This window comes from Polyangium sp. y55x31, from assembly GCF_029946505.1.
In the GTDB taxonomy this organism is placed as follows: domain Bacteria; phylum Myxococcota_A; class Polyangia; order Polyangiales; family Polyangiaceae; genus Polyangium.
Map to the genome: position 1 here is coordinate 123,442 of NZ_JARZHG010000002.1, position 19,867 is coordinate 143,308.

18 protein-coding genes are annotated in these 19,867 nt (G+C 66.2%); 6 read left to right on the forward strand and 12 right to left on the reverse strand.

The window, feature by feature from the left end; genetic code table 11:
• Positions 1-3: 3 nt before the first annotated feature.
• From QHF84_RS03735 to QHF84_RS03765, 7 genes are all read right to left on the reverse strand, one after another.
• A complete protein-coding gene (locus QHF84_RS03735) occupies positions 4-3,081 on the reverse strand; it encodes a type I restriction endonuclease subunit R (protein ID WP_281311764.1) in 3,078 nt (1,025 codons plus the stop codon).
• A complete protein-coding gene (locus QHF84_RS03740; RefSeq protein ID WP_281311765.1) occupies positions 3,078-3,875 on the reverse strand; it encodes a restriction endonuclease subunit S in 798 nt (265 codons plus the stop codon). Before QHF84_RS03740 ends, QHF84_RS03735 begins: the two co-directional genes overlap by 4 nt.
• A gap of 452 nt (positions 3,876-4,327) precedes the next feature.
• The gene (locus QHF84_RS03745) at positions 4,328-6,721 is read right to left on the reverse strand and encodes a type I restriction-modification system subunit M (RefSeq protein ID WP_281311766.1); all 2,394 of its coding nucleotides are present in this window, start codon (positions 6,719-6,721) and stop codon (positions 4,328-4,330) included.
• 232 nt (positions 6,722-6,953) lie between these two features.
• Complete coding sequence (locus QHF84_RS03750; protein WP_281311767.1) at positions 6,954-7,118, reverse strand: hypothetical protein; 165 nt, start codon at positions 7,116-7,118, stop codon at positions 6,954-6,956.
• Positions 7,115-7,429: a hypothetical protein gene (locus QHF84_RS03755; protein WP_281311768.1), complete on the reverse strand. Its 315-nt coding sequence runs from the start codon at positions 7,427-7,429 to the stop codon at positions 7,115-7,117. The genes QHF84_RS03750 and QHF84_RS03755 overlap by 4 nt, the downstream gene beginning before the upstream one ends.
• Positions 7,430-7,433: 4 nt before the next feature.
• On the reverse strand, positions 7,434-7,667 hold the full coding sequence (locus QHF84_RS03760; protein ID WP_281311769.1) for a hypothetical protein: 234 nt from the start codon (positions 7,665-7,667) through the stop codon (positions 7,434-7,436).
• Positions 7,668-7,714: 47 nt separating this feature from the next.
• Positions 7,715-8,446, reverse strand: a complete 732-nt coding sequence (locus QHF84_RS03765; RefSeq protein ID WP_281311770.1) for a hypothetical protein — start codon at positions 8,444-8,446, stop codon at positions 7,715-7,717.
• Between the two features lie 156 nt (positions 8,447-8,602).
• Here QHF84_RS03765 and QHF84_RS03770 point away from each other — a divergent pair, with 156 nt between their 5' ends.
• From QHF84_RS03770 to QHF84_RS03780, 3 genes are all read left to right on the forward strand, one after another.
• The gene (locus tag QHF84_RS03770) at positions 8,603-9,463 is read left to right on the forward strand and encodes a hypothetical protein (RefSeq protein ID WP_281311771.1); all 861 of its coding nucleotides are present in this window, start codon (positions 8,603-8,605) and stop codon (positions 9,461-9,463) included.
• A gap of 86 nt (positions 9,464-9,549) precedes the next feature.
• Positions 9,550-10,326 (forward strand): tetratricopeptide repeat protein, encoded by a 777-nt coding sequence (locus QHF84_RS03775; RefSeq protein ID WP_281311772.1) that lies wholly within the window; start codon positions 9,550-9,552, stop codon positions 10,324-10,326.
• A gap of 10 nt (positions 10,327-10,336) precedes the next feature.
• Positions 10,337-11,452, forward strand: coding sequence for an alpha/beta hydrolase-fold protein (locus QHF84_RS03780; protein WP_281311773.1), 1,116 nt, complete (start codon positions 10,337-10,339; stop codon positions 11,450-11,452).
• On the opposite strand, the gene QHF84_RS03785 is transcribed toward QHF84_RS03780, so the two are convergent.
• Complete coding sequence (locus QHF84_RS03785; RefSeq protein ID WP_281311774.1) at positions 11,424-11,885, reverse strand: YeeE/YedE family protein; 462 nt, start codon at positions 11,883-11,885, stop codon at positions 11,424-11,426. The two genes, QHF84_RS03780 and QHF84_RS03785, sit on opposite strands and share 29 nt — an antisense overlap.
• Entirely contained in the window at positions 11,882-12,313 is a 432-nt protein-coding gene (locus QHF84_RS03790; protein WP_281311775.1) for a YeeE/YedE thiosulfate transporter family protein, read from the reverse strand. The genes QHF84_RS03785 and QHF84_RS03790 overlap by 4 nt, the downstream gene beginning before the upstream one ends.
• A 260-nt stretch (positions 12,314-12,573) precedes the next feature.
• Here QHF84_RS03790 and QHF84_RS03795 point away from each other — a divergent pair, with 260 nt between their 5' ends.
• A complete protein-coding gene (locus tag QHF84_RS03795; RefSeq protein ID WP_281311776.1) occupies positions 12,574-15,090 on the forward strand; it encodes an ATP-binding protein in 2,517 nt (838 codons plus the stop codon).
• Positions 15,091-15,114: 24 nt separating this feature from the next.
• On the opposite strand, the gene QHF84_RS03800 is transcribed toward QHF84_RS03795, so the two are convergent.
• Positions 15,115-16,005, reverse strand: a complete 891-nt coding sequence (locus QHF84_RS03800) for an alpha/beta hydrolase (protein ID WP_281311777.1) — start codon at positions 16,003-16,005, stop codon at positions 15,115-15,117.
• A gap of 85 nt (positions 16,006-16,090) precedes the next feature.
• Here QHF84_RS03800 and QHF84_RS03805 point away from each other — a divergent pair, with 85 nt between their 5' ends.
• Positions 16,091-18,181, forward strand: coding sequence for an FHA domain-containing protein (locus tag QHF84_RS03805; RefSeq protein WP_281311778.1), 2,091 nt, complete (start codon positions 16,091-16,093; stop codon positions 18,179-18,181).
• 8 nt (positions 18,182-18,189) lie between these two features.
• Here QHF84_RS03805 and QHF84_RS03810 read toward each other — a convergent pair whose 3' ends face one another.
• Positions 18,190-18,867, reverse strand: a complete 678-nt coding sequence (locus tag QHF84_RS03810) for a putative quinol monooxygenase (RefSeq protein WP_281311779.1) — start codon at positions 18,865-18,867, stop codon at positions 18,190-18,192.
• 28 nt (positions 18,868-18,895) lie between these two features.
• Positions 18,896-19,111 (reverse strand): AraC family transcriptional regulator, encoded by a 216-nt coding sequence (locus QHF84_RS50215; protein ID WP_348652834.1) that lies wholly within the window; start codon positions 19,109-19,111, stop codon positions 18,896-18,898.
• A 31-nt stretch (positions 19,112-19,142) separates the two neighbouring features.
• On the opposite strand from QHF84_RS50215, the gene QHF84_RS03815 reads away from it, so the two are divergent.
• On the forward strand, positions 19,143-19,790 hold the full coding sequence (locus QHF84_RS03815; RefSeq protein ID WP_281311780.1) for a hypothetical protein: 648 nt from the start codon (positions 19,143-19,145) through the stop codon (positions 19,788-19,790).
• Positions 19,791-19,867: the final 77 nt, after the last annotated feature.

Here is a 19,867-nt window from a genome sequence, read left to right on the forward strand (position 1 = left end):
TTCTCAGTACTCATTCTGCTGCTTCACCAGCTCCAGCGTTTTCGCTGTACGCTCCTCGTCGTCGGCGAGGACGGCCTTGATCGCCGACCGCACCCTTCGTGTCTTCATCGCGTTGTCGCGCCACCCGTCTTGCAGGCTCCCCCGGACCGCCCCGTCCACCCGAAGCGCCAGCGCCTCGTCCTGCCCGAGGTTGTCGTAGAGCGCTCGTAGCGCCTGGGTATCGAGGGACTTCGGGTACCCCGCGCCACTCGGCCCGTCCTTCACCTTGCGTGTCAGCTCGACGATCTTCGCCAGGTACTCCTCGTAGTTGAGCGCGTCCTTCTTGCGCTGCTCGATCAGAGCTCCCAGAAGCTCCGACATTTTTTCGTAATACTTGGGGTTGACGGCGGACTGATCGAGAATGCGCTTGCGAACGTTGTTCTCGACGGTCTCGGCAACGGTCTTCTTGCCGAACGACTTCGGAAGCGCCTTCACCGCCTCCGCCCCCCGCGCGGCGATGAGGTCGATCAGCGAGAGATCGTCGAACGCCGACACCTTCTCGCTCTCCTCGGCACGGATGTACGTGTCGATGAGATGCCGCATGGCCGGCTCGTATCGCTTCAGGTCGATCGCGTCACCGCTGTGGATCTTCACCGCGGCGCGCAGATCCTCGTAGAAGTCCACTTCCCTCTTGATCGTCCGCGCCTCGGCATCGCTGTACCCGGCCTCCGTCATCTCGTTCGCGAGGTTCGCATAGGCGCGCACGAGCGCCGCCGCGAACTTGTAAAGCGCGAGCCGCTGCGGCTCGTTTTTCGCGAGACCGGCTGGGTCGCGATCCGTCGCGGAGAAGTAATGGAAATAGGCCTCTTGATCTCTCGGCGGCTCGACCGGCTCGCAAAGCGCACGCACCGCTTCCAGCGCCTGGTCGAGCCGCTCCTTCCCCTTGACGAGGCGGTTTTCGAGGAGCCCCTCGACGTCTTCCTTGTCGTATCCGTCGAGGGCGCCGGAGGTGTAATCGTTCACCGCGTTTTCGAGGCTCTTGAACAGGTCCTTGTAGTCGACGATGTAGCCGTAGTCCTTGTCCTCGCCGTCGAGCCTGTTGACCCGGCAAATGGCCTGGAACAGGCCGTGATCGCGCATCTTCTTGTCGATGTAGAGGTACGTGGCAGGCGGCGCGTCGAAGCCGGTCAGGAGCTTGTCGACGACGATGAGGAGCTTGAGCTGCCCGGGCTCCTCGATGAACCTCTTCTTGGCCGCCTTCTCAAATGCCTCGACCTTTTTGATGGCCGTCTCCGGCGGCTCGTCGAACCAGTCCGCCAGCATCTGCCGGTAGATGGAGTACTTCTCCAGTGCGTCCGTCGCGCCCTCGCCGGACTCCTCCCCCTTGATGTCGGCCGTCTTCGGCGTGTACGACGTGACAATGGCGCATTTGCCTGCGAGGGGCCCCCTGGCGAACAGCTCGTAGAGCTTGCACGCCTCGTACACGCTCCCCGCCACGAGCAACGCGTTACCGCGCCCGCTCTTCAGTCGGTCGCGCAGCTCCACGTCGAGCAAGATGTCGGCCACGATTTTTTGCAGACGCGACTGGCTCGACAACACTTTCTGCATCGTGCCCCAGCGCGATTTGAGCTGCGCCTTGGCGAGCGGCGTGAGCCCCTGGGTCTTGGCCTCGAACCACTGGTCGATCTTGGCCGGCGACGTGAGGTTCTGATCGATGTCCCGGGCCTCGTACCGCAGATCGAGCACGACGCCGTCCCGGACCGCCTCGTCGAACTTGTACGTGTGGATGTAGCCGCCGAAGACCTCGATGCTCTTTTTCTTGTCGGTCTTGAGCAGCGGCGTCCCCGTGAAGCCGATGAACACGGCGCCAGGGAGGATGGCTTTCATCGCATTGTGGAGATCGCCCGATTGCGTGCGGTGGCATTCGTCCACGAAGACGTGGATCTTGCCCTTGGGCTCGAAGCCCGGCGGCAGGGCGCGCTTGACCTCCTCGACGAAGCTCGCGACGTCGCCCACATCCTCGCCGCCTTCCTTGCGGCCGAACTTGTGGATGAGCGAGCAGAGCAGCCATTGCTCGCTCGTGTTCAGTTGCTCGACGAGATCGGCGCCCGACTTCGTGCGGTGAATGTCCTCGCCGACACTCTTGAACACGGATTCGATCTGGTCATCGAGCTCGGTGCGGTCCGTGATGATGAGGACCCGCGCGTCCTGCACGTTCTCGCGGATCCACCGGGCGAGCCAGACCATGACGAGGCTCTTGCCGGACCCTTGCGTGTTCCAGATGATCCCGCCCTCGTCACGCTTCACGCGCTCCTGCGCAGCGCGCACGGCGAAATACTGGTTATGACGGCATATCTTCTTCGTACCCGCATCGAAGGCGATGAAGTCGTGGATCAGCTCGAGGAACCGCGCCTTGTTGCAGAGCTGCCTGAGCGCCTTGTCGAGCGGGTTTCGCCCGGGGCCGTCTTCCTTCCACGTGAGGTAAAGCTTCTCGGCCCCTCCGGTGGTCCAGTAACGTAGGCCCTCGGTATCGTTGCCGGCCATCACGAGTTGCATCGTGGAAAAGAACGGCTGGATGAAGTCCTTCCTCTGGTTTTCGAGGTTCTGGCGGATGCCCTCGCCGACGGACACGCTCGCGCGTTTCAGCTCCAGCACGCCGAGCGCGATGCCGTTCACGTAGAGGACCAGATCGGGCCGTTTGGTGTGGGCCCTTGGATCCACCGGCTTGACGGTGACCTCCTCGGCGATGGCGAACTGGTTGCGCTCGGGGTTCTTCCAGTCGATGAGCCAGACGGTCTCGCTGGGGGCGCCGACGTCGGGCTTCACCTGCACGCCGTACCGCAGGAGCTTGTAGACCTCGTGGTTGCGGTTGTAGAGCGCGAGGCTCGTGTCGCCCGCGGTCTTGACGAGCTCGGTCACGGCGCGGCGGATGAGCTCGTCGTCGTATTCCTGGTAGGCGAACAGGAATCGTTCGAGGTGGGCCTCCTCGATGTTGCTGTTCTCGGCCTCGCTGCGGTCGCCGAGGTAGTCGTAGCCAAGCTCGTCGACGAAGAGCCGGATGACGCGTTTCTGGGTCTTCTTTTCGAGGTCTCCGATGGTCATACGAGGCGCGTCCTCCCGGTCAAGAGCTCCTGCATCATGCCCTGCTTGAGGGCGGAAACCTTGTCGCGGCGCTGCTCCAGCGCGGAGATTTCGGCGTCCATGTCGGAGAGGACGGCGGCGATGGCGGTTTGCTCAGGGAGTTCGGGCAGCGCGATTTTCACCTCGAACAACGCCTCGGTTGGCATGCGCTTCGTGCCATGCGTCGATTCTGTAGTCTTCGAGAGCAGCAGTGATTCATTGGCCGTCAACCACCAAAGTACAAAATTGCTGTCGACATCAGCAGCAACGACCAAGCCTTTCATATCTTGATTGAACGCGACGGGTCGCATCGCGCGCGCCACGGGCAATGAATGGGCGAGAATCATGCCTCGCACGACGAGCAGGATTGCTCCCTCCGGCAAGAGCCGAGTCCCATTACCCAGAGCACTGTTGCTCACATGATCGATGGTATCATGGAGTAACGCAACCTTCATGTCTTTCGGGCTTACCCAAGGGATGTCGCCAGACCAATACTTATCGATGGACATGCTTGGTGTACCACCACTAAGCCAAGCACCAAGACTGCCCAGCGTCTTCATCTCCCACTCCCCATGAAACCCCGGAAGGCGTTGCTTGCCGGTGAGGAGCTGCTGCATGGCAGCCTGTTTGAGGTCGCGTTTCTTGGCGATGAGCCGATCCAGACCGCTGATCAAGGCATCCACGTCCCCCAGCGCCTCGGCGATGGCTCCTCGTTCAGTGGGAGGAGGCAGCGGAATCATCATCTGGCGCAAGCTTGCACCACTGATCTTGGGCATGCTCCCGCTAGACCCCGCTGCAATCCCGAGGAAAAATCGCCTCCCTTTCGGGCTATTGGCATACCTCCAAACCCATTGAGCAGTTGCATCCTCTGCCAATCGCAACCGCATCATGAGGTCCGGATATACGTACGTATCCCCTGGTCCGTCGAAAATAGCCGCGGTCCCAACAATATCCCACGTGTTGGAGCGTTGGATGAGGAGATCGCCAGGCTGAAGAAACAAGTCAGACCCTGGTTCGATGGTTTCATCCAACCGCTTGACGGTTTCATCATTGAGAAGCAGTCGGCCGGATGATGTAGCGTTTAGTTTCAGAGTTGGCGTACCCCGCGCATCTCGTCCAGCCCGCCCAGAGTAGCCATTCCTAGGCCCAGAGATTACGACATCAGCCAGACATCGTACCTCCCACTCCTCCGGAATGACCCCCACCTCGGTCAACTTATACCCCGCCTTCAGCTCCACACCGCCCCCATCTTCTCAAGGTGGGCCTCCACCCGCGCCGAAAGCGTCTCTACCTCCGCCGTCAACTTGGGCAGCGGCTTCTCGTACCGCTCCGCCAGCTCCCGGACCCTGCCCGTGAGCGCCTGCGAAACCCGATCAAGCTCGCTCTGCACGGAGGCCGAAAGCGTCGCGAGCCACTTGTCCTCCACCACGAGCGCCTTGATCTCGGCCTCGCCGAGCTTCGCGTACTGCGCCGCGACCTTCGCCTCCAGCGCCTTCTCGGCGTCCTTCACCCGCTTGTTCGCGGCGGCCTGCTGATCGATCAGCGCGAGATACTTCTCCAGCACCTCGCGCTCCTCCTTCGCATCCTTGTCCCAGGTGAGATCCCCGAGCCGCGCTTTGACGCTCGCCTTCGTCAGCTTGCCCTTGTCCGTCTTCGCCTCCGCGAAAAGCCCCTCCTCGCCGCCGTGCTCCTCCTCCATCTCCTCCACCTGCCGCGTCACCGCATCCCGCGCGGCCTCCAGCGCCTCGACGGCCACCTGCTCCTTCACGAAGGAACGTGCCACCACGAACCGCTGCGGAATCAGATCCGTATTGGGCTTCCCCCCCTCCACCGCCGTCCAGCCCGCTTGCACGAGCTGGTACACGTCGTCCTGCATGCTCTCTTCCCATTGGTCCAGGAGGTGCTGATACACGTCGTAAGCATCGATCAGCGGAGCCGCGCGGAACGTCTCCAGGAGCGACTCGGACAGCTCCCCGATCAGCGCCTTCGGCTTGTCGCCGACACGGATCCCCTGGAGCTTCGGCGTGTTCGCCTTTCGCCACTTCTTGAACAGCGTCGTCACCGTCTCGTTGAACGTCGCGAACTCCGGATGGCCGAAGATGGTCGCCTTGACCTCGCCCACCCCCACGCGGAGCAGGCTGTACCCGCGGCGCTCCGCCTTCTTGAACAGCGCCGCGCGCACGCCGGGGAAGACCTGCCAGTACCGGTCGAGCGCATCGATGTCCCGGTTCGGGATCCCGCCCCGGAGGTGCGCGTCGATGTCTTGCAGGTCCTCCGGCTCGGTGCTGTCGATGTACCGCGGCAGATTCAAGTTGTAATCGTTCGCCTCGATCTCGGTGAGCGGCACCATGCGGGCATACCGCGGCACCTCGAGCGTGCGCGTAAAGGTGTCGACGATACGGTGGATGTCCTGCGCCCGCAGGCGGTTCTTGTTGCCGTCCTTCAGGAACCCCTTGGACGCGTCCACCATGAAGATGCCCTTGCGCGCCGCGGCGTTCTCCTTGTCCAGCACGACGATACAAGCCGGGATGCCCGTGCCGTAGAAGAGGTTCGGCGGCAGGCCGATGATGCCCTTGATGAACCCCCGCCGCACGATCTCGCGCCGGATGCTCGCCTCGGCGCCGCCGCGGAAGAGCACCCCGTGCGGAAGGATGATCGCCCCCTTGCCCGTGCTGTTCAGCGAAGCGAGCATGTGCAAGAGGAACGCGTAGTCGCCGTTCTTGTCCGGCGGCAGCCCATAAGGGAACCGCTTCCACTCGTCCTCGGCCGCCTTGAAGCCGTTGCTCCAGGCCTTCATCGAGAACGGCGGGTTCGCCACCACGAAATCGAACGTCTTGAGGCTGCTGCCGCTCTTGTCCTTGAAATGGGGCGTGGAGAGGGTGTTGTCCTTCCAGATGTCCGCCGTGGGGCAGTTGTGGAGGATCATGTTCATCCGCGCCAAGGCGTGCGTGGCGTTGTCCATCTCCTGGCCGTACAGAGCCAGATCGAAGCCAGTCGCGCCGAGCGCCTCGTCATGCGCCTTCAAGAGGAGCGATCCGGAGCCACACGTGGGGTCGTACACGGTCTGCCGGGGTGACTTGGCGGCGCCGAGGCCGATGACCTTGGCCATGACCCGGGAGACCTCGGCCGGGGTATAGAATTGCCCCTTGCTCTTGCCGGACTCCGTGGCGAAGTGCCGCATCAGGTATTCGTAAGCGTCACCCAGGAGGTCATCGCCTTCGGCACGGTTGCCGCGGAAATCGAGGCTCGGCTTGTCGAAGATGGCGATGAGCTTGGAGAGGCGATCGACCATCTCCTGCCCCTTGCCGAGCTTGTCCGCGTCATTGAAGTCCGCGACGTCGATCACGCCCCGGAGCTCGTTCGCCTCCGCGAGCTTGGCGATGATCTTGTTCATCTTGTCGCCGATCTCTTTGTCGCCCCTCAGCGCGACCATATCCGCGAAGCTGCCGCCCTTGGGGACGTCGACGAGCGGATCTTTCTGGCCGGCGTACTTGTCCGATACGTACTTCACGAACAAGAGCACGAGGACGTAGTCCTTGTATTGCGAGGCGTCCATGCCGCCGCGCAGCTCGTCACAGGACTTCCAGATGGACGCGTAAAGCTCGGATTTTTTGATGGGCATGGGTCGGTCGAAATGGGCGCTCGTCACGCCACGACGCGCCAGCCTATGGCAGACGCCCCAAGCCCCTCAAGTGCTCGTCGACCTGCAAGGACATGATCCGCACCCCTTGCGTGAGCTTGCTTTCTTACCAGGCGACGAACCTGGCTCCGGTCACGCCCTTGTCAACCCGCAAGGGTACGATCCGGGGTCTCTAGGTGTGCTGGTGCACCATCCAGAGACCACGCTGAGCTCCTCACGCGAGCTTGCGAGGTGCCAAGGACACGATCGGACCTCCCATCGCGTGCTCGCCGGTCGACCAGCGCAGGATCCCGACGCCCTTCGCGCTCTTGTCGATACGCAAGGACACGATCGGCGCTCGGTTCGTGCCCTTGACGATGCGCGAATGCGCGTCCTTCACTTCTTGCTCGGGGGACGCGTTAGTGGCGGGCTCGTCTCGGCGGTCTTGCACCGCTCGAAATCATAGGGTTGCTCGTCGTCGCAGAGCATGAACTCCTCGAAGCAGCACGAAGGGCAATAGCGCGTTTCGTCACGCTGGAAGCAGCCCTTGTAACAGTTCGTGCTTGGAATTTGGCACTCTTCGCGCGCGACGATGCGTCCGGCGTCGTTCGTCCTCGGCTTCTTCGAGGGCTTGCTCGGTGTCCCCTCGCAACCAGCGAGCAGGGCGAGAAACAGGACGAAGCCCACGAGCGGGGATCGCTGCCCGTCCATGATATTATTCCTTGTTGGGGCAGCTATAAAAACTATACCCACCGTCTGCCCTGCATGCCGATGCGTTGTCGTTGCAACAAGCGAAGCACGGCCCCTTCGCCTCCATCTTGTAGCAGCTATTTTGACAAGCGATGGCCTTCCGCTCACAAGGCCCCATCTCCGCCTCCTCCGTGAAGCAGCCCCCGCCCGCCACAGTCACGACCCACACCCACAGCGCGAGGGCGCAAATCTTTCTCATGGCACCCATCACTGCCTTCCTCCTTCCCCTGCTTCCCCCCAAGTAGCTCAGGGCTTCGGGGGCTCTTCCGTATCCGCAGGCGCCGCCGGCTCCTCCACGACCTCGTTCTCGCGGCCCTTCCGAAAATCGAAATAAATGAACCGAGCGAGACCTCGGCCCCCGCGCCCGAGCGCGTTCTCCACGGCCTTCCGCTCCTCCCACAACGTATCGACGACGAGCTTGCGCGCCGCGAGCTCCGTCTGGAACAGCGCGTTCACCTGCTTTTCCCCCTCCCGCACCGCCGACGCGACCGGGCCGACGATGGGAATGACCTTGTCGAGGAGCGCAAGGACATCCGTCTTGACCGATAGCGTGGAGTCGTGGATCGCTTTGCGGAGGTCGATCGCGAGCTCCTCGTCCTCCTTCACCGTGGGCGAGGTGTACTCCTCGGTGCCGTGCGGGAAGATGGCGCGGTATTCGGGATTGGAGGCGCTCCGATCGGGGAGCGACGTGCGAATCGTCTCCGACGAGGCCGCGATGACCGCGTCGAATCCACGGTCGACGCCGCGCCCTCTGCCGAACGCGACGCGCTGGTCGACGTATTCGAACACGATCCGCGCGACGTACGCCCCCACGAGCTGCTTGACCGCCGCCACGACCTTGTTCCCCGATTCCTCGAGTGCCACGCGGCGCTTGGCCTCCGGAACGACGTTCTCCATCGCCGCGACGCCGAGCGTCCTTCCCCCGACCTCCGCCGCGTACCAGGCAATCTTCAGCGTGTCGGATCCTACCGTAGGCAACACTTTCTCGTCCCTCCAGTCATGACACAAGCGTGTCGGGGGACACCCTACATAGGCGGATTGTTGTCTGTCAAGGTAACCCGCCCGCCCAAAGGCCCCACCTTGACGCCGCGCGCCCCTCTCGATATTCGTTGGGCCCCGAACGAGGAGCGCGCGATGGGCCGTTACATCAGCGGAAGCGATGGATTCTCCTACAAGTACGCCGCGGGGGAGCAGGACAACAACCTGACCGATCTCGCAGCCACATCGGGGGTCGGTAGCTCCTACGTAAAGCCCGAGTTCTGGGCGTGGATGCCCGAGACCGAAGAGAACCGCGTCATCGACTGCATCGCGCTCGCCAAGGCCATCGTCGCCGAGACCGGGGCGTCGGGCGAGATCACGGCCGTTTCGCGGTATCCGGACGCGGGGATCTTCCTCGACGAGGGTTACGGCGGCTACGTGCTCGAGTTCGTGCAGTACGCGATGGCCGAGCAGATCCTCGAGGTCGCGCGGCGCGTGGATCGGGCCCTGCCGTACCCGGCCCGCTTGATGCCGCTCGTCGGCGTCGCGCGATTCGTCATGAGCCGCGAGGACTATCCGCGCATGCTCTCGTACGTGAACGGATTCTTGCCGGAAAACCTCTCGGTCTCGGAGGTATCGATCCTCGCCGGCCGCGCCAAAGGCCTCGACAAAGCATTCGGAAAGCAGCTCCAGGCGTTACGCGGCAAGGAGGACTTTCTCCCTTTCATGGGCTTTCAGATCCTATGTCACGCGATCTGGAAGGACCTGCCCTCCATCGAGGTCTGGGAGAAGGATCCCGCGATCACGGCCGCGGGGTTCTGGGAGAACGCGCCCGAGTGGGGACCTTCGTGGCTCCTCCGGGGCGGCGACGAGACGGGTGAGCAGCGCTGGGTATCGGGCCTCGTGCGCCTCTTCCAGGGCGACAGCGCAGGCGCGCGGACGGAATTCGTGGCGGCGCGTGAGCGCGGCGAGGTGCGCGCGACGCGGTGGGTCGAAATGGTCGATCGACCTCTCTGACGGGTCTCCTCGAAAAACCTCTTGTGGGCGGCCCGCGTGAGGTGTAGCGAACGAGGAGGGCATTCGTTCGCCCTGAGGGGTCACGCATGAAGATTCGCACGAAGATCCTGTGGTTCGTCGGGGCGCTCGCGCTCGCCGGGGCTCCGGCGTGTGAGGACGGGCCGAAAGGGCCGGCCCAGGAGCACTTGAAGAAGGGCGACGAGTTCCTGGCCGCGAGTGATTTCGCCAAAGCGGCCGAGGAGTACGGCAAGTCGCTCGAGGCCGATCCCAAGCAGGAGAAGGTCTGGGAGAAGAAGGCCTACAGCTACAAGGAAGCCGGCGACATGGCGAAGGCCGAAGAGGCCATCCTGAAGACGCTCGAGTTCAAGCCCGACGCGGCCAAGAAGGCCGAGGTCTACGCGAACCTCGCCGGCGTCTACATGGAGAAGAACGACACGGCCAACGCCGAGAAAAACTACGCCGAGGCCCTCAAGCTGAACCCGAACGACGACAAGTCCCTCGCGTGGCTGGCCGAGTTCGCCGCGCGCCGGGGCGGCGCCCGCGACATGAAGGCCCCGATCGTCCCGGACGAGCTGAAGAAGGCGATCGAGTCCTACGACAAGGTGATCGCGCTCAAGCCCGACGACGCCGCCGCGTACACGAACAAGCGCATCGCGGTCGGCCGGCTGATGGAGCACGAGCGGCTCCAGAAGGAGGCCGCGACGAAGGAGGTCGAGGAGGCGGTCGCGGCCAAGGACAAGGCCAAGGAGGACGACGCCAAGGCCCGCGCAGACAAGCACCAGGCGCAGATGGACGAGTACAAGAAGCAGCTCGACGAGCTCGGCAAGAAGATCGGCGAAGTGATGAAGGCCGGGAAGAAGTGAGCCCCGCCGCGTGATCCCCCGCGCCGCCGTCGCCCTCCTCCCCGCCCTCGTATTGCCGCTCGCCTGCACGCTCGACGCCCATTCGGATGACCCCACGGCGAGCCATACCGCTTCGAGCGGAAGCGGAAGCGGCGGCGGAAGCGGAGGCGGCGGCAGCGGAAGCGGCGGCGCAGGCGGCAGCGGCAGCGCAGGCGGCAGCGGCGGCGGGGGTCCGATCGTCCCGCTCCCGACGACGCCGTTCACCCTCGGCGGGCAAAATGGCTGGGAGCACGACGAGGCCCAGCCCTCGGGTTATTTCCACACCTACGACGCCCTCACGATTGGCCCCGCGGGTTTTGCCCCGCGCAAGGTCCACGTCTACCTGCCCCGCGCGTATGCCCAGACCGACGCGCGTTATCCCGTCGTGTACATGAACGACGGGCACACGACGTTCTGGCCCGGCGGGCCCGGGAACATCACGTGGGACGTCGATCAGCGCCTCTCCGAGCTTTATGCCGAGAAGGCTATACCCGAGGTGATCGTCGTGGCCCTCCACCCGATCGAGCGGGAGCGCGAATACAGCCACGTCGACATGGGCGACGGCAAACCCTGCTGCGACGTCGAAGAATACACAGCCTACGTCGCGGACGACGTCAAGAGCTGGATCGACACGTATTACCGCACGAAGCCCGAGCCCGCGAACACGGCCATCATCGGCTCCTCGCGCGGCGGGCTCGCGTCGTTTTACATGGCGAACCGGCGGCCCGATCGGTTCGGCAAGGCCGGCTGCCTCTCGCCGTCGTTCTGGGCGGGGCTCGACCCGGTCTTCGGCGGCAACTTCCCGGGCGGCCCCCTCGAAAGCTCGGTGCTCGTGACGACCCTCGCGGGCACGCTCCAAAATCCCTCGATCCGGCCGCGGCTCTGGATCGACTGGGGCCTCGTGCGCACGGGCGGCTTCCACAACGAGGCCATCGAGGCGGCCGCCACGAAGCGTGGGATCGAAATGGTCGGGCTCCTCGAACAATCGTACGGCTACGTCGAGGGCAAGGAGCTCTTCTGGTACGAGGATCCCATCGGCGCCCACGACGAGATCTCCTGGAACCGACGCTTCCCCGACGTCATGAAGGCGCTGTTCGGGACGCCGTGACCGAGGCGCGCGCGTCCACGAGGACGTGCTCGGCCACCATTCCCACGACCATCGCGCCCACGAACGCCACGGCGCCCGGGCTACCGGCGAGCAGATTCACGATGCCGGGTCCGGGGCAGATCCCCGCGAGCCCCCAGCCCACGCCGAACAGCGCCGCGCCGGCGAGCAAGCGCACGTCGATGTTCTTCTTCTCGGGGAACCGAAAGCCCCCGCCGAACAGGGGCGCAGCGCGCTTCCGGGCGATCCGGACCGCGACGAAATGCACCACGATCGCGCCCACCATCACGAAGGCGAGGCTCGGATCCCAGTCGCCCGTGACATCGAGGAATCCGATCACCTTCGCGGGCAAGGTCATCCCGGAGAGCGCGAGCCCCGCGCCGAACAGAAGCCCGGACGCGACCGCGGCGCTCCCGCGTCGAGGGTCGAGCTTCATGGCGCACCTCCGCCGAGCTTTCGCACCACGACCGCCGTGAGCGCGCCCGTGGCCATGAACGTCAGCGTCGCGGCCAGCGAGCGCGCCGAGAGGCGGCTCAATCCGCAGACGCCGTGCCCGCTCGTGCAACCATTGCCGAGCCGCGTCCCGAACCCGACCAGAAGCCCCGCGGCCACGGCGAGCGGGACCGAAATCTCGTTCGCGCCGGGAAAACTCTCGGGCCGGAGCGCGAGGAGCAGCGCGCCCCCGCCGAGCATCCCCAGCAGAAAGAGCAATCGCTCCATGCGATCGTTCGTCCCCGGCAGGACGAGCCCCGCGGCCATGCCGCTGATTCCTGCGATTCGGCCATTCCCGAGCAGCAGCACCGAAGCGGAGAGACCGATGAGCACACCCCCGAGCAGTGCGGGCAGCGGCGTGAAACCTTGCATGATGCAAGAGCTTAGCAGCGAACGTGCCAGCCCACGAAACATCGGGATCCCTCTCGAACCTCGGCCCCTCGGCTCCAGGCGAAACACGTACGTTTCATGGCTGAAACGTCCGGCTCCTCGCCTGCGTCCCGCCGAGCTCACGCCATGACGTGTGGGACAATCCCTGACGTTCGGCGCTGATAGCTGGTAAATTGCGCTTAATGGCCTGGGAGGGGGACCAAGCTCGACACCCGGAGCCGCGGGGCCCAGCGGAGGATCTGGTGGAATGCCCGCCCATCTCCCGTTCGGTCGCGCGCCTGCCCGTCGTCTTTGCCGTCGTCGTCGTGATCGTGGCCCTCTGCACGCTCGCCGGCTGGGCGCGCGACATCCCCGGCCTGCATACCTGGCTGCCGCAGCATCAACCCATGATGCCGGTCACCGCCGTGGCGCTCATCTTCCAGGCGCTCACCGTGCTCTCCATGAGCGAGGCCCGGCGAAGGCGAAACCCGTCCTGGTGCTTGCCGGCGCGTACGTTCGCGGCCGCCTCGTTTGCCCTCACGTTCGCCAGCCTCCTCGAATATGCGAGCGGCCTCGTCCTCCTCGACCGCCTCCTCTTCCCGGACACGGCGTATGCCATGCCCGGCCCTTTCCCGGGCCGGATGTCGCTGTACACGGCCGTCGTCGCGACCCTCACGTCGCTCGCGTGCCTCTCGGTGTCCATGCGCTCGCAGCGCGCGCGGGCCTTCACCTCCCCGTTTGCTGTGCTCGGGGGATTGCTCGCGCTCCTTGCGCTCGTCGGGCAGGTGCAGGGCGCCCGGATCCTCTTCGGCGTCAACCGCATGATCGGGATGGCCATTCCGAGCGCCGTCTCGACGCTGCTCATCGCCCTCTCCTGCCTCGCGCTCACGCCCGAGCGGGGCATCGTTTCGGCCCTTTTGCGCGGCGGATCGAGCGGCGTCCTGCTCCGCAGGCTCCTCGTCGTGGCCACGATCCTGCCGCTCGGCCTCGCCCTCCTCCTGCGCCTCGGGACGTACGCGAAGCTCTACAGCCTCGCGTTTTCTTTTTCCGTGTTCGTCCTCCTCACGCTCGTCACCTTCCACGTCATTGCGTTCATCGCCGCGGGCGTCGTGGCGCGTATCGAGGAGGATCGCGTGGAGCGCGCCGTCCTCTCGGCCGCGCGGGCGCAGGTGACCGCCGAGCGCGACCGGGCTCGGGCGCTCGCCGAGGCGCTGCGGCAAAACCAGGCGCAGCTCCAGGCCATCATCGATCACGCGCCCGCTGCCATCTACATCAAGGACGCGGAGGGCCGATTGGTGCTCGTCAATCGATGCGTCGAGCTCGCGTATGGCAAGCCCCGGGATCTCTTGATCGGCGCCTTCGAGCGCGACATGATCCCGAAAGAGACGGCCGCCGCATTCGAGGCCCACGACGCGCTCGTCCGGGACCGCGGCCACCCGATCGAGGCCGAGGAGCGCATGCTCCTGCCCGACGGCCTCCACACGTACCTGTCCGTCAAATTCCCCCTGCCCGGCCCCGACGGCGGCGCCGCCCTCGTGGCGGGCATTTCCACGGACATCACCGAGAAGAAGCGATTCGAGGAGCGTCGGGAGTTCTTGCTCGCGCTCCAGTCCGACCTCTTGCATTACGAGGATCCCGCGACGCTCGCGGGGATCGCGGTCGGGCGCCTCGGCGAGCGGCTCGGCGTGGACGGCGCGGGGCTCGTGCTCGTGGATCACGCGGCCCGCGAGGTCGTGCACCTCCCGGGGTACGAATACGGCAAACCTCCTCAGGACGTGTGGCGTTTTCCCCTCGACGTCTGGGGCCAAGCGCTCGACGAGGTGCGGGAGGGGCACGTCATCGTGGTCGGCGACACGCGCACCGACGCGCGCGTGTGCGCCGATTACGAGCGATATCATTCGCGTTACGGCGTCGGCGCGTTGCTCATGGCGCCGCTCTTCCGCAACGGCGGCTGGGTCGCGTATCTTTATGCACACACCACGACGTCGCATTCATGGACCGACGACGAGGTCGAGCTCTTCCGGGCCGTCGCGGACATCACCTGGCCTCTGTACGAGAATGCGCGCCTCGTCGTCCTGCTCCGCGACGCCGTGCGCGCCCGCGACGATTTCCTCTCGATCGCCTCGCACGAGCTCAAGACGCCGCTCACCCCGCTGCTCCTCCGGCTCGAATCCCTCGAACGCGCGACCGCGCAGCAACCGGATTCGCCGTACGTGCGCACCGTGACGAGCGTGCTCGACGTGGCCAAGCGCCAGCTCAGGCGCCTCACGGACCTCACCACGGACCTGCTCGACGCGACGCGCATTCAAGCGGGCAAGCTCTCCGTGGAGCGGGAGGAGGTCGATCTCGTCGAGGTCGTGCGCGACATGTGCCAGCGCTTCGGGCTCGACGCCGCGCGCGTGCACTCGCCCCTCCTCGTCGACGCCCCGCCCAGGGTCGTGGGCCTCTGGGATCGGCTCCGCATCGAGCAGGTCGTGGACAACCTGCTCTCGAATGCGCTGAAATACGGTCCGGGAAAGCCGATCCGCATCGAGATCGGCACCACCTCCGGCTCCGCCGTCCTCACGGTGAGGGACCAGGGAATCGGCATTCGCGCCGAGGATCACGAGCGTATCTTCGGTCGATTCGAGCGGGCCGTCTCCGAGCGCAGTTATGGCGGGCTCGGGCTCGGGCTCCACATCGTCCGCGCCATCGTGCAAGCGTTTGGCGGAACGATCTGCGTCCACAGCGTGCCGGGCGAAGGCGCCGCGTTCACGGTGACGTTGCCGCTCGGGCGGTAGGCGAATCGAGCCGCGGGCGGCTCTTCACGCCTCTTTCCATCGGAGAAATGCGGCGACCTCGGCGGTCACGAGCTCGGGGCGCTCGTGATGAATCCAGTGCGTCGCGTCGGGGACGTGCACGATGCGCACGTTCGGCACGAGGTCCCCTCCCGGATCGGCGAGCTCGCGGCCGAGGTGACGATCCAGATCACCCCAGAGCACGAGCACGGGCGCGTCGATGCGGCGCGTCTCGACCTGGCTTTTGCGACGAATGGCGGCGCGATAATAATTGATCATACCCGTCAGCGCGCCGGGCGCCGCGAACGCCTCGCGATATCGATCGAGGTCCTCGGCGTCGAACGCGTTCGGCCCGCGCACCTCCTCGCGGAGCGCCTTCATCAGGAGCGCGTGGCCGTCCCGGCCGAGGAAGTGCTCGGGGACGCCGGGGAGCTGGAACATGAACATGTACCAGCTCCGCACGAGCTGCCGCGGCGAGCGCAACCCGTCGCGCAGCATCCGCGTGGGATGCGGGCCATTGATCACGACGAGGCGATCCAAGAGCTCCGGATGCGCCATGGCGAAGCACCAGGCGACGCCGGCGCCCCAGTCGTGCCCCACGACCGACGCCCGCGGCGCGCCGAGCGCGCGCACGAGCCCCGCGATATCGGCGGCGAGGTGGCGGGGGCCGTACGGCTCGATCCCCTCGGGTTTGTCCGACGCGCCGTATCCGCGCATGTCGGGGGCGACCACGTGGAACCCCTCGCGGGCGAGGGCCGGGAGGATACGCCGCCACGCATACCAGAACTCGGGAAACCCATGCAGCAGGATGACGAGCGGCCCGCTGCCGGCCTCGGCGATGTGCAGGCGGACCTCGCCGACGTCGACGGTGCGGTGGCGGATCTCGGGACTCGCGTCCCCGGACTGGGAGGTGCTCATGCGCGGAGTATACGTGATCTCTGCCTGGCCACGCTCGTTGTTGACCGCGGCGCCCAAACCATGTTGGATGACGGCGAGGGGACTCGTGCCTGTCGATTCGGTCGTCGCCGTTTTGCCCGATGGCGCAGCGCTCGTCGCCGTGCGCAAGATGGATGCCTACGGACCCATGGGGTATTCGCTCCGCCTCGACGGAAGGCCCCTCGTCACCGTGGACGGGCGGAACGGCGAGCTTCGCGAGCCCTTGCTTTCTGCGTTTCTGGATCGCCCGCCCACCCGGGCGACGCCCGCGCCGTTCGGCAATGCGTGGGTGCGCGCCGGCGACGAGGCGTCCGAGATCGTGTGGCTCGTCCAGCCGCGCCTCGGGGTCGTCGTGCAATGGACGACGGTCGACCGGGACGAGGACGGATTCTTCGACTGCCCGGGCGTCGCGCCCTGGCTCCCGCGGGCCTTTCCGCTCGGACGGCCGCCCGCCTATGTCGTGGTCCAGGGAGGCCCCGCGGATGGGTACGTCGTGCCCATCCTCGGCCGAACCGTCGTCCGCGGCGACGACGTCCCTTTGCCCGAGCCCTTCGAGCTCGTGGTCGAGCCCGACGCGGACGGTTTTTTCGTGGCGCTCTCCGATCACCGCGGCGCCTTCGAGGGCCACGTCCCCCACGGCGCTGCCCTGCGCGTCGGTGATTCCATTTTGCGGATCGCGTATCACCTGGACGATCGTGCGGTTTGGCAAGGCGCATTCACGCCCCTGCCCCCCGCGGAGCTTTTCGACGGGCGCACCTTTCCCGATCGCATCGGGGCTCACGTGGGAGGCGCGCTCTTCGTCAGCGTCGATGGCGTGAGCGCCCGCTTCACGACGTCGCGGGACGGATACTTCGTCGAGGCGCTCGACGATCCGAGCGCCGTCACCCTGGGCTCGCAGCCCCTCGTGCACGGCGCGATGCCGACGCCGCTCCGGCACGGAGACGCCCTCGCCTTCTCCGGGAGGGTCTGCCGGGTCTTTCGTCATAGCCCGCACCCCTTCGTCGAAATGCCCGCCCCGCTCGGGACCGCCCCGGCGGAGGCCCCACGCGCGCCCTCGGCCTTCGTGGCGCGGCCCTTCCGCCCGCCCGAGCCCTCCCTGGCCGAGCTCGTCGCAAACATCCTTTGCCCGCCGCGCCCCCGCCTGCGCGAGGTCCTCCGCGCGATGCGCCGATGGAGAACCGACGTCCTCGCGGAGAACGCCGAGCAGACCCTCTGGCGCAGCCTGAACACGCGTGATCTGCGCTGTCGATTCCCGCTCTTCAACATGGATCGCGCGCGGCCCCGGAGGTTCGGCCGCCGCGCCCCCGTGGCCGCGGGGATCGAGCCGGGCGTCGGAATCGAGGAGGTCGACGTTCCGGACCTGGCGCTCACCCTCGCATTGACCAGCGATCCCTCGGGCGCGGAGACGGCCGAGGCGCTCGCCCTTCGCGCCGCCGAGCTCGCATCGAATGCCCCGGGCGCCGCCCAGGCCATTCGATGGTCCGTCATTCCTTGGCGTGTCCCGCGCGGAAGAACCTTTCCGGACGTCGCGTCGATCACGGACGCGGCCCAGGTCGTCGCCATGGATGCGGCGCTCCCGCCCGGCGTTCGTTCGCTCGCCGCCTGGCAACTCCTCCAGTACGACGCCTGGCGCGGAGCGGCGCCCGAGGGCCCGGCGGGGCCCGATCCGGGCGATCCCCACCTCCTTCTCCTGCGTATCCTTTCGCTCGGGTATCTCGTCGACGAGCTGCGCGACGGCGTGCTCGATCTGATTGCGCCCATGCCGGACCTCGCGGACGCGGACGACCCCCTTGCGAATGCCGCGGGCTTGTACCCGCTCGACCGTTTCACCCGCGACCTCGACGCACGCATGAAACAGCCGCTTTCCCTCGTGGTCATCTCGCCGGGCAAGCACCTCGGCCGCCGGTATTCGATGCCCGAGGGCAGCCACATCCTCGGCTCCTCGGCCGGCGCCGGCATCCACCTCGACGACCGTCACGGCAGCGTGGCGGCCGAGCACGCGCGAATCGACGTGAATGGCCTCGCCATGCACATCACGCCCCTCGCCACGCACGAGACGGCCTTCGTCAATGGGTACGTCCAGCCCCAGCGCCGAAGCCTCGTCCCTGGCGACCGCATTCGGCTCGGCGCCGAGGTGGAGCTCGAGCTGGTCGAGTAAAAGCGCCGCTAAGGCGCCTCGACCAGCTCCCGTAGCTGCCCGAGCTCCTGATCCACCCATTCGATCTGCTCGCCAAAGGCCGCCTCGGAGCACCCGGGCGGCCGCTGGATGGTGAACAGGAGCAGGCTCCCCGGGCCATGGGGCAATACACGCATCGGCATGCGCAGCTCTCCGCTCCCCGTATCCACGCAATGCCAGATCACGCGCCCCGCGGCGTCGGCCTCGTAACGCAAGCGCACGTCTCCCTGCGGGGAGCGCACGAGAAACCCCTCCCCCTCCTCGCGAATCTGCTGACAGAACCGCGTGGCCCAGCGAGGCAACAGGCGGATGTCCGCCGCCAGTCGGAACGCCTTCTCCCACGGAGCGCGCGTCATCGCCGTCGCCGTGTACTTTGTCTCGCCGGGCTCATGGCCGGGGAAATAACTCACCTCCAGGCGGTCGAGCAGCGCCCGGATACGCGGAAACCAGATGGCTCCGTGGGGCGAGCCGTTGTGGGCGGCGAGGGCGTCGCCGTCGCGATAACGATCGAGGACCACGTAACGCCCGGGGGCGCCGTCCCTGAACAACTCGAAGCTGATGGTGCCCGGCTCATGGGCTCGAACCAGCGACGCGAATTCCCGGAGCGCCGCCTCGAATTCGACCTCGGCCCCCGCCCTCGTCTGCACGCGCTTGATGCCACCGATCATACGTCCCTCCTCTCGAACGCCGGGGAGTCTAAATGCCCATGGGCGGCCGGGCTTGAAGGATCTTGCGCGCGGACGGTCGTTCCAGGAGGCGGCGAACGGCGGAAGGGCTGCAGCCGAATTCGCGTCGGAATGCATTCGTGAAGTGACTGTGATCGGCGAAGCCGAGATCCAGGGCCAGCGCCGTCAGATCCCGCGCCCCACCGAGCAGGCGCCAAGACAAGATCTCCCGCGCGGAGAGCCGCATCGACGCTTGTGACGACGCGCTCGACGCGTTCGTGGACGACGTCGCGGCCGCGCTGCTCTACGGCAACAACGATCGCACCTCGGCCGAGTTCCGGTCCTTCTTCGGTTCGAAGCAACCGCACGAGATCAAGCGCCCCATCCTGGGCGAGGAGCTCGAAACCGTGCGCGCGTGGATCCCGGTGCTCAAGAGCTCGTCGAAGCCGCTGCTCGTGGAGCTCGGCGCGCGGGGCGAGGCATTGGTCGAGAATGCGGACGCCGCGGTGGGAGCGCTCGGCGCCGCGCAGCAAGAGTTCCGGAGCTTCCGCCTGACGGGCGGATACAGCAAGCTCGTCGACGCCGTGAACACGGGCCGGAAGACGGTGCACGGCGAGCTCGGCAAGCTGCGGCATCAGCCCGAAGGAAAAGGGCTGCCGGCCGATTTCGCGGATGGATTCTTCCGCCACGAGACGCGCCGGAACAAGAAGCAGACCCTCGACGCCGTGCGCGCGAGGCTCTCCGCGCTGACGGCCGAGCTGGAGAAGGAGACGGCCACGCTGGCAGCGCTGGAGGCAAAGGCCAAGCGCGAGGAGGAGGCCGAGCAGGCGCGGAAAGCGCTGGAGGCGGAGCTGGCTGCCGCCGAGCAGGCACGCGCGGAGCTGGAGAAGAAGACGGCGGAGATCAAGGCCAGGTTGAAGAAGTAGAGGGCGGCGGGCGGGAGCGGCGTCTGCGGGACGAGGATCGCGTGGCCGGGGAAAGGGAGAGCGATGCGGCGGGTGAA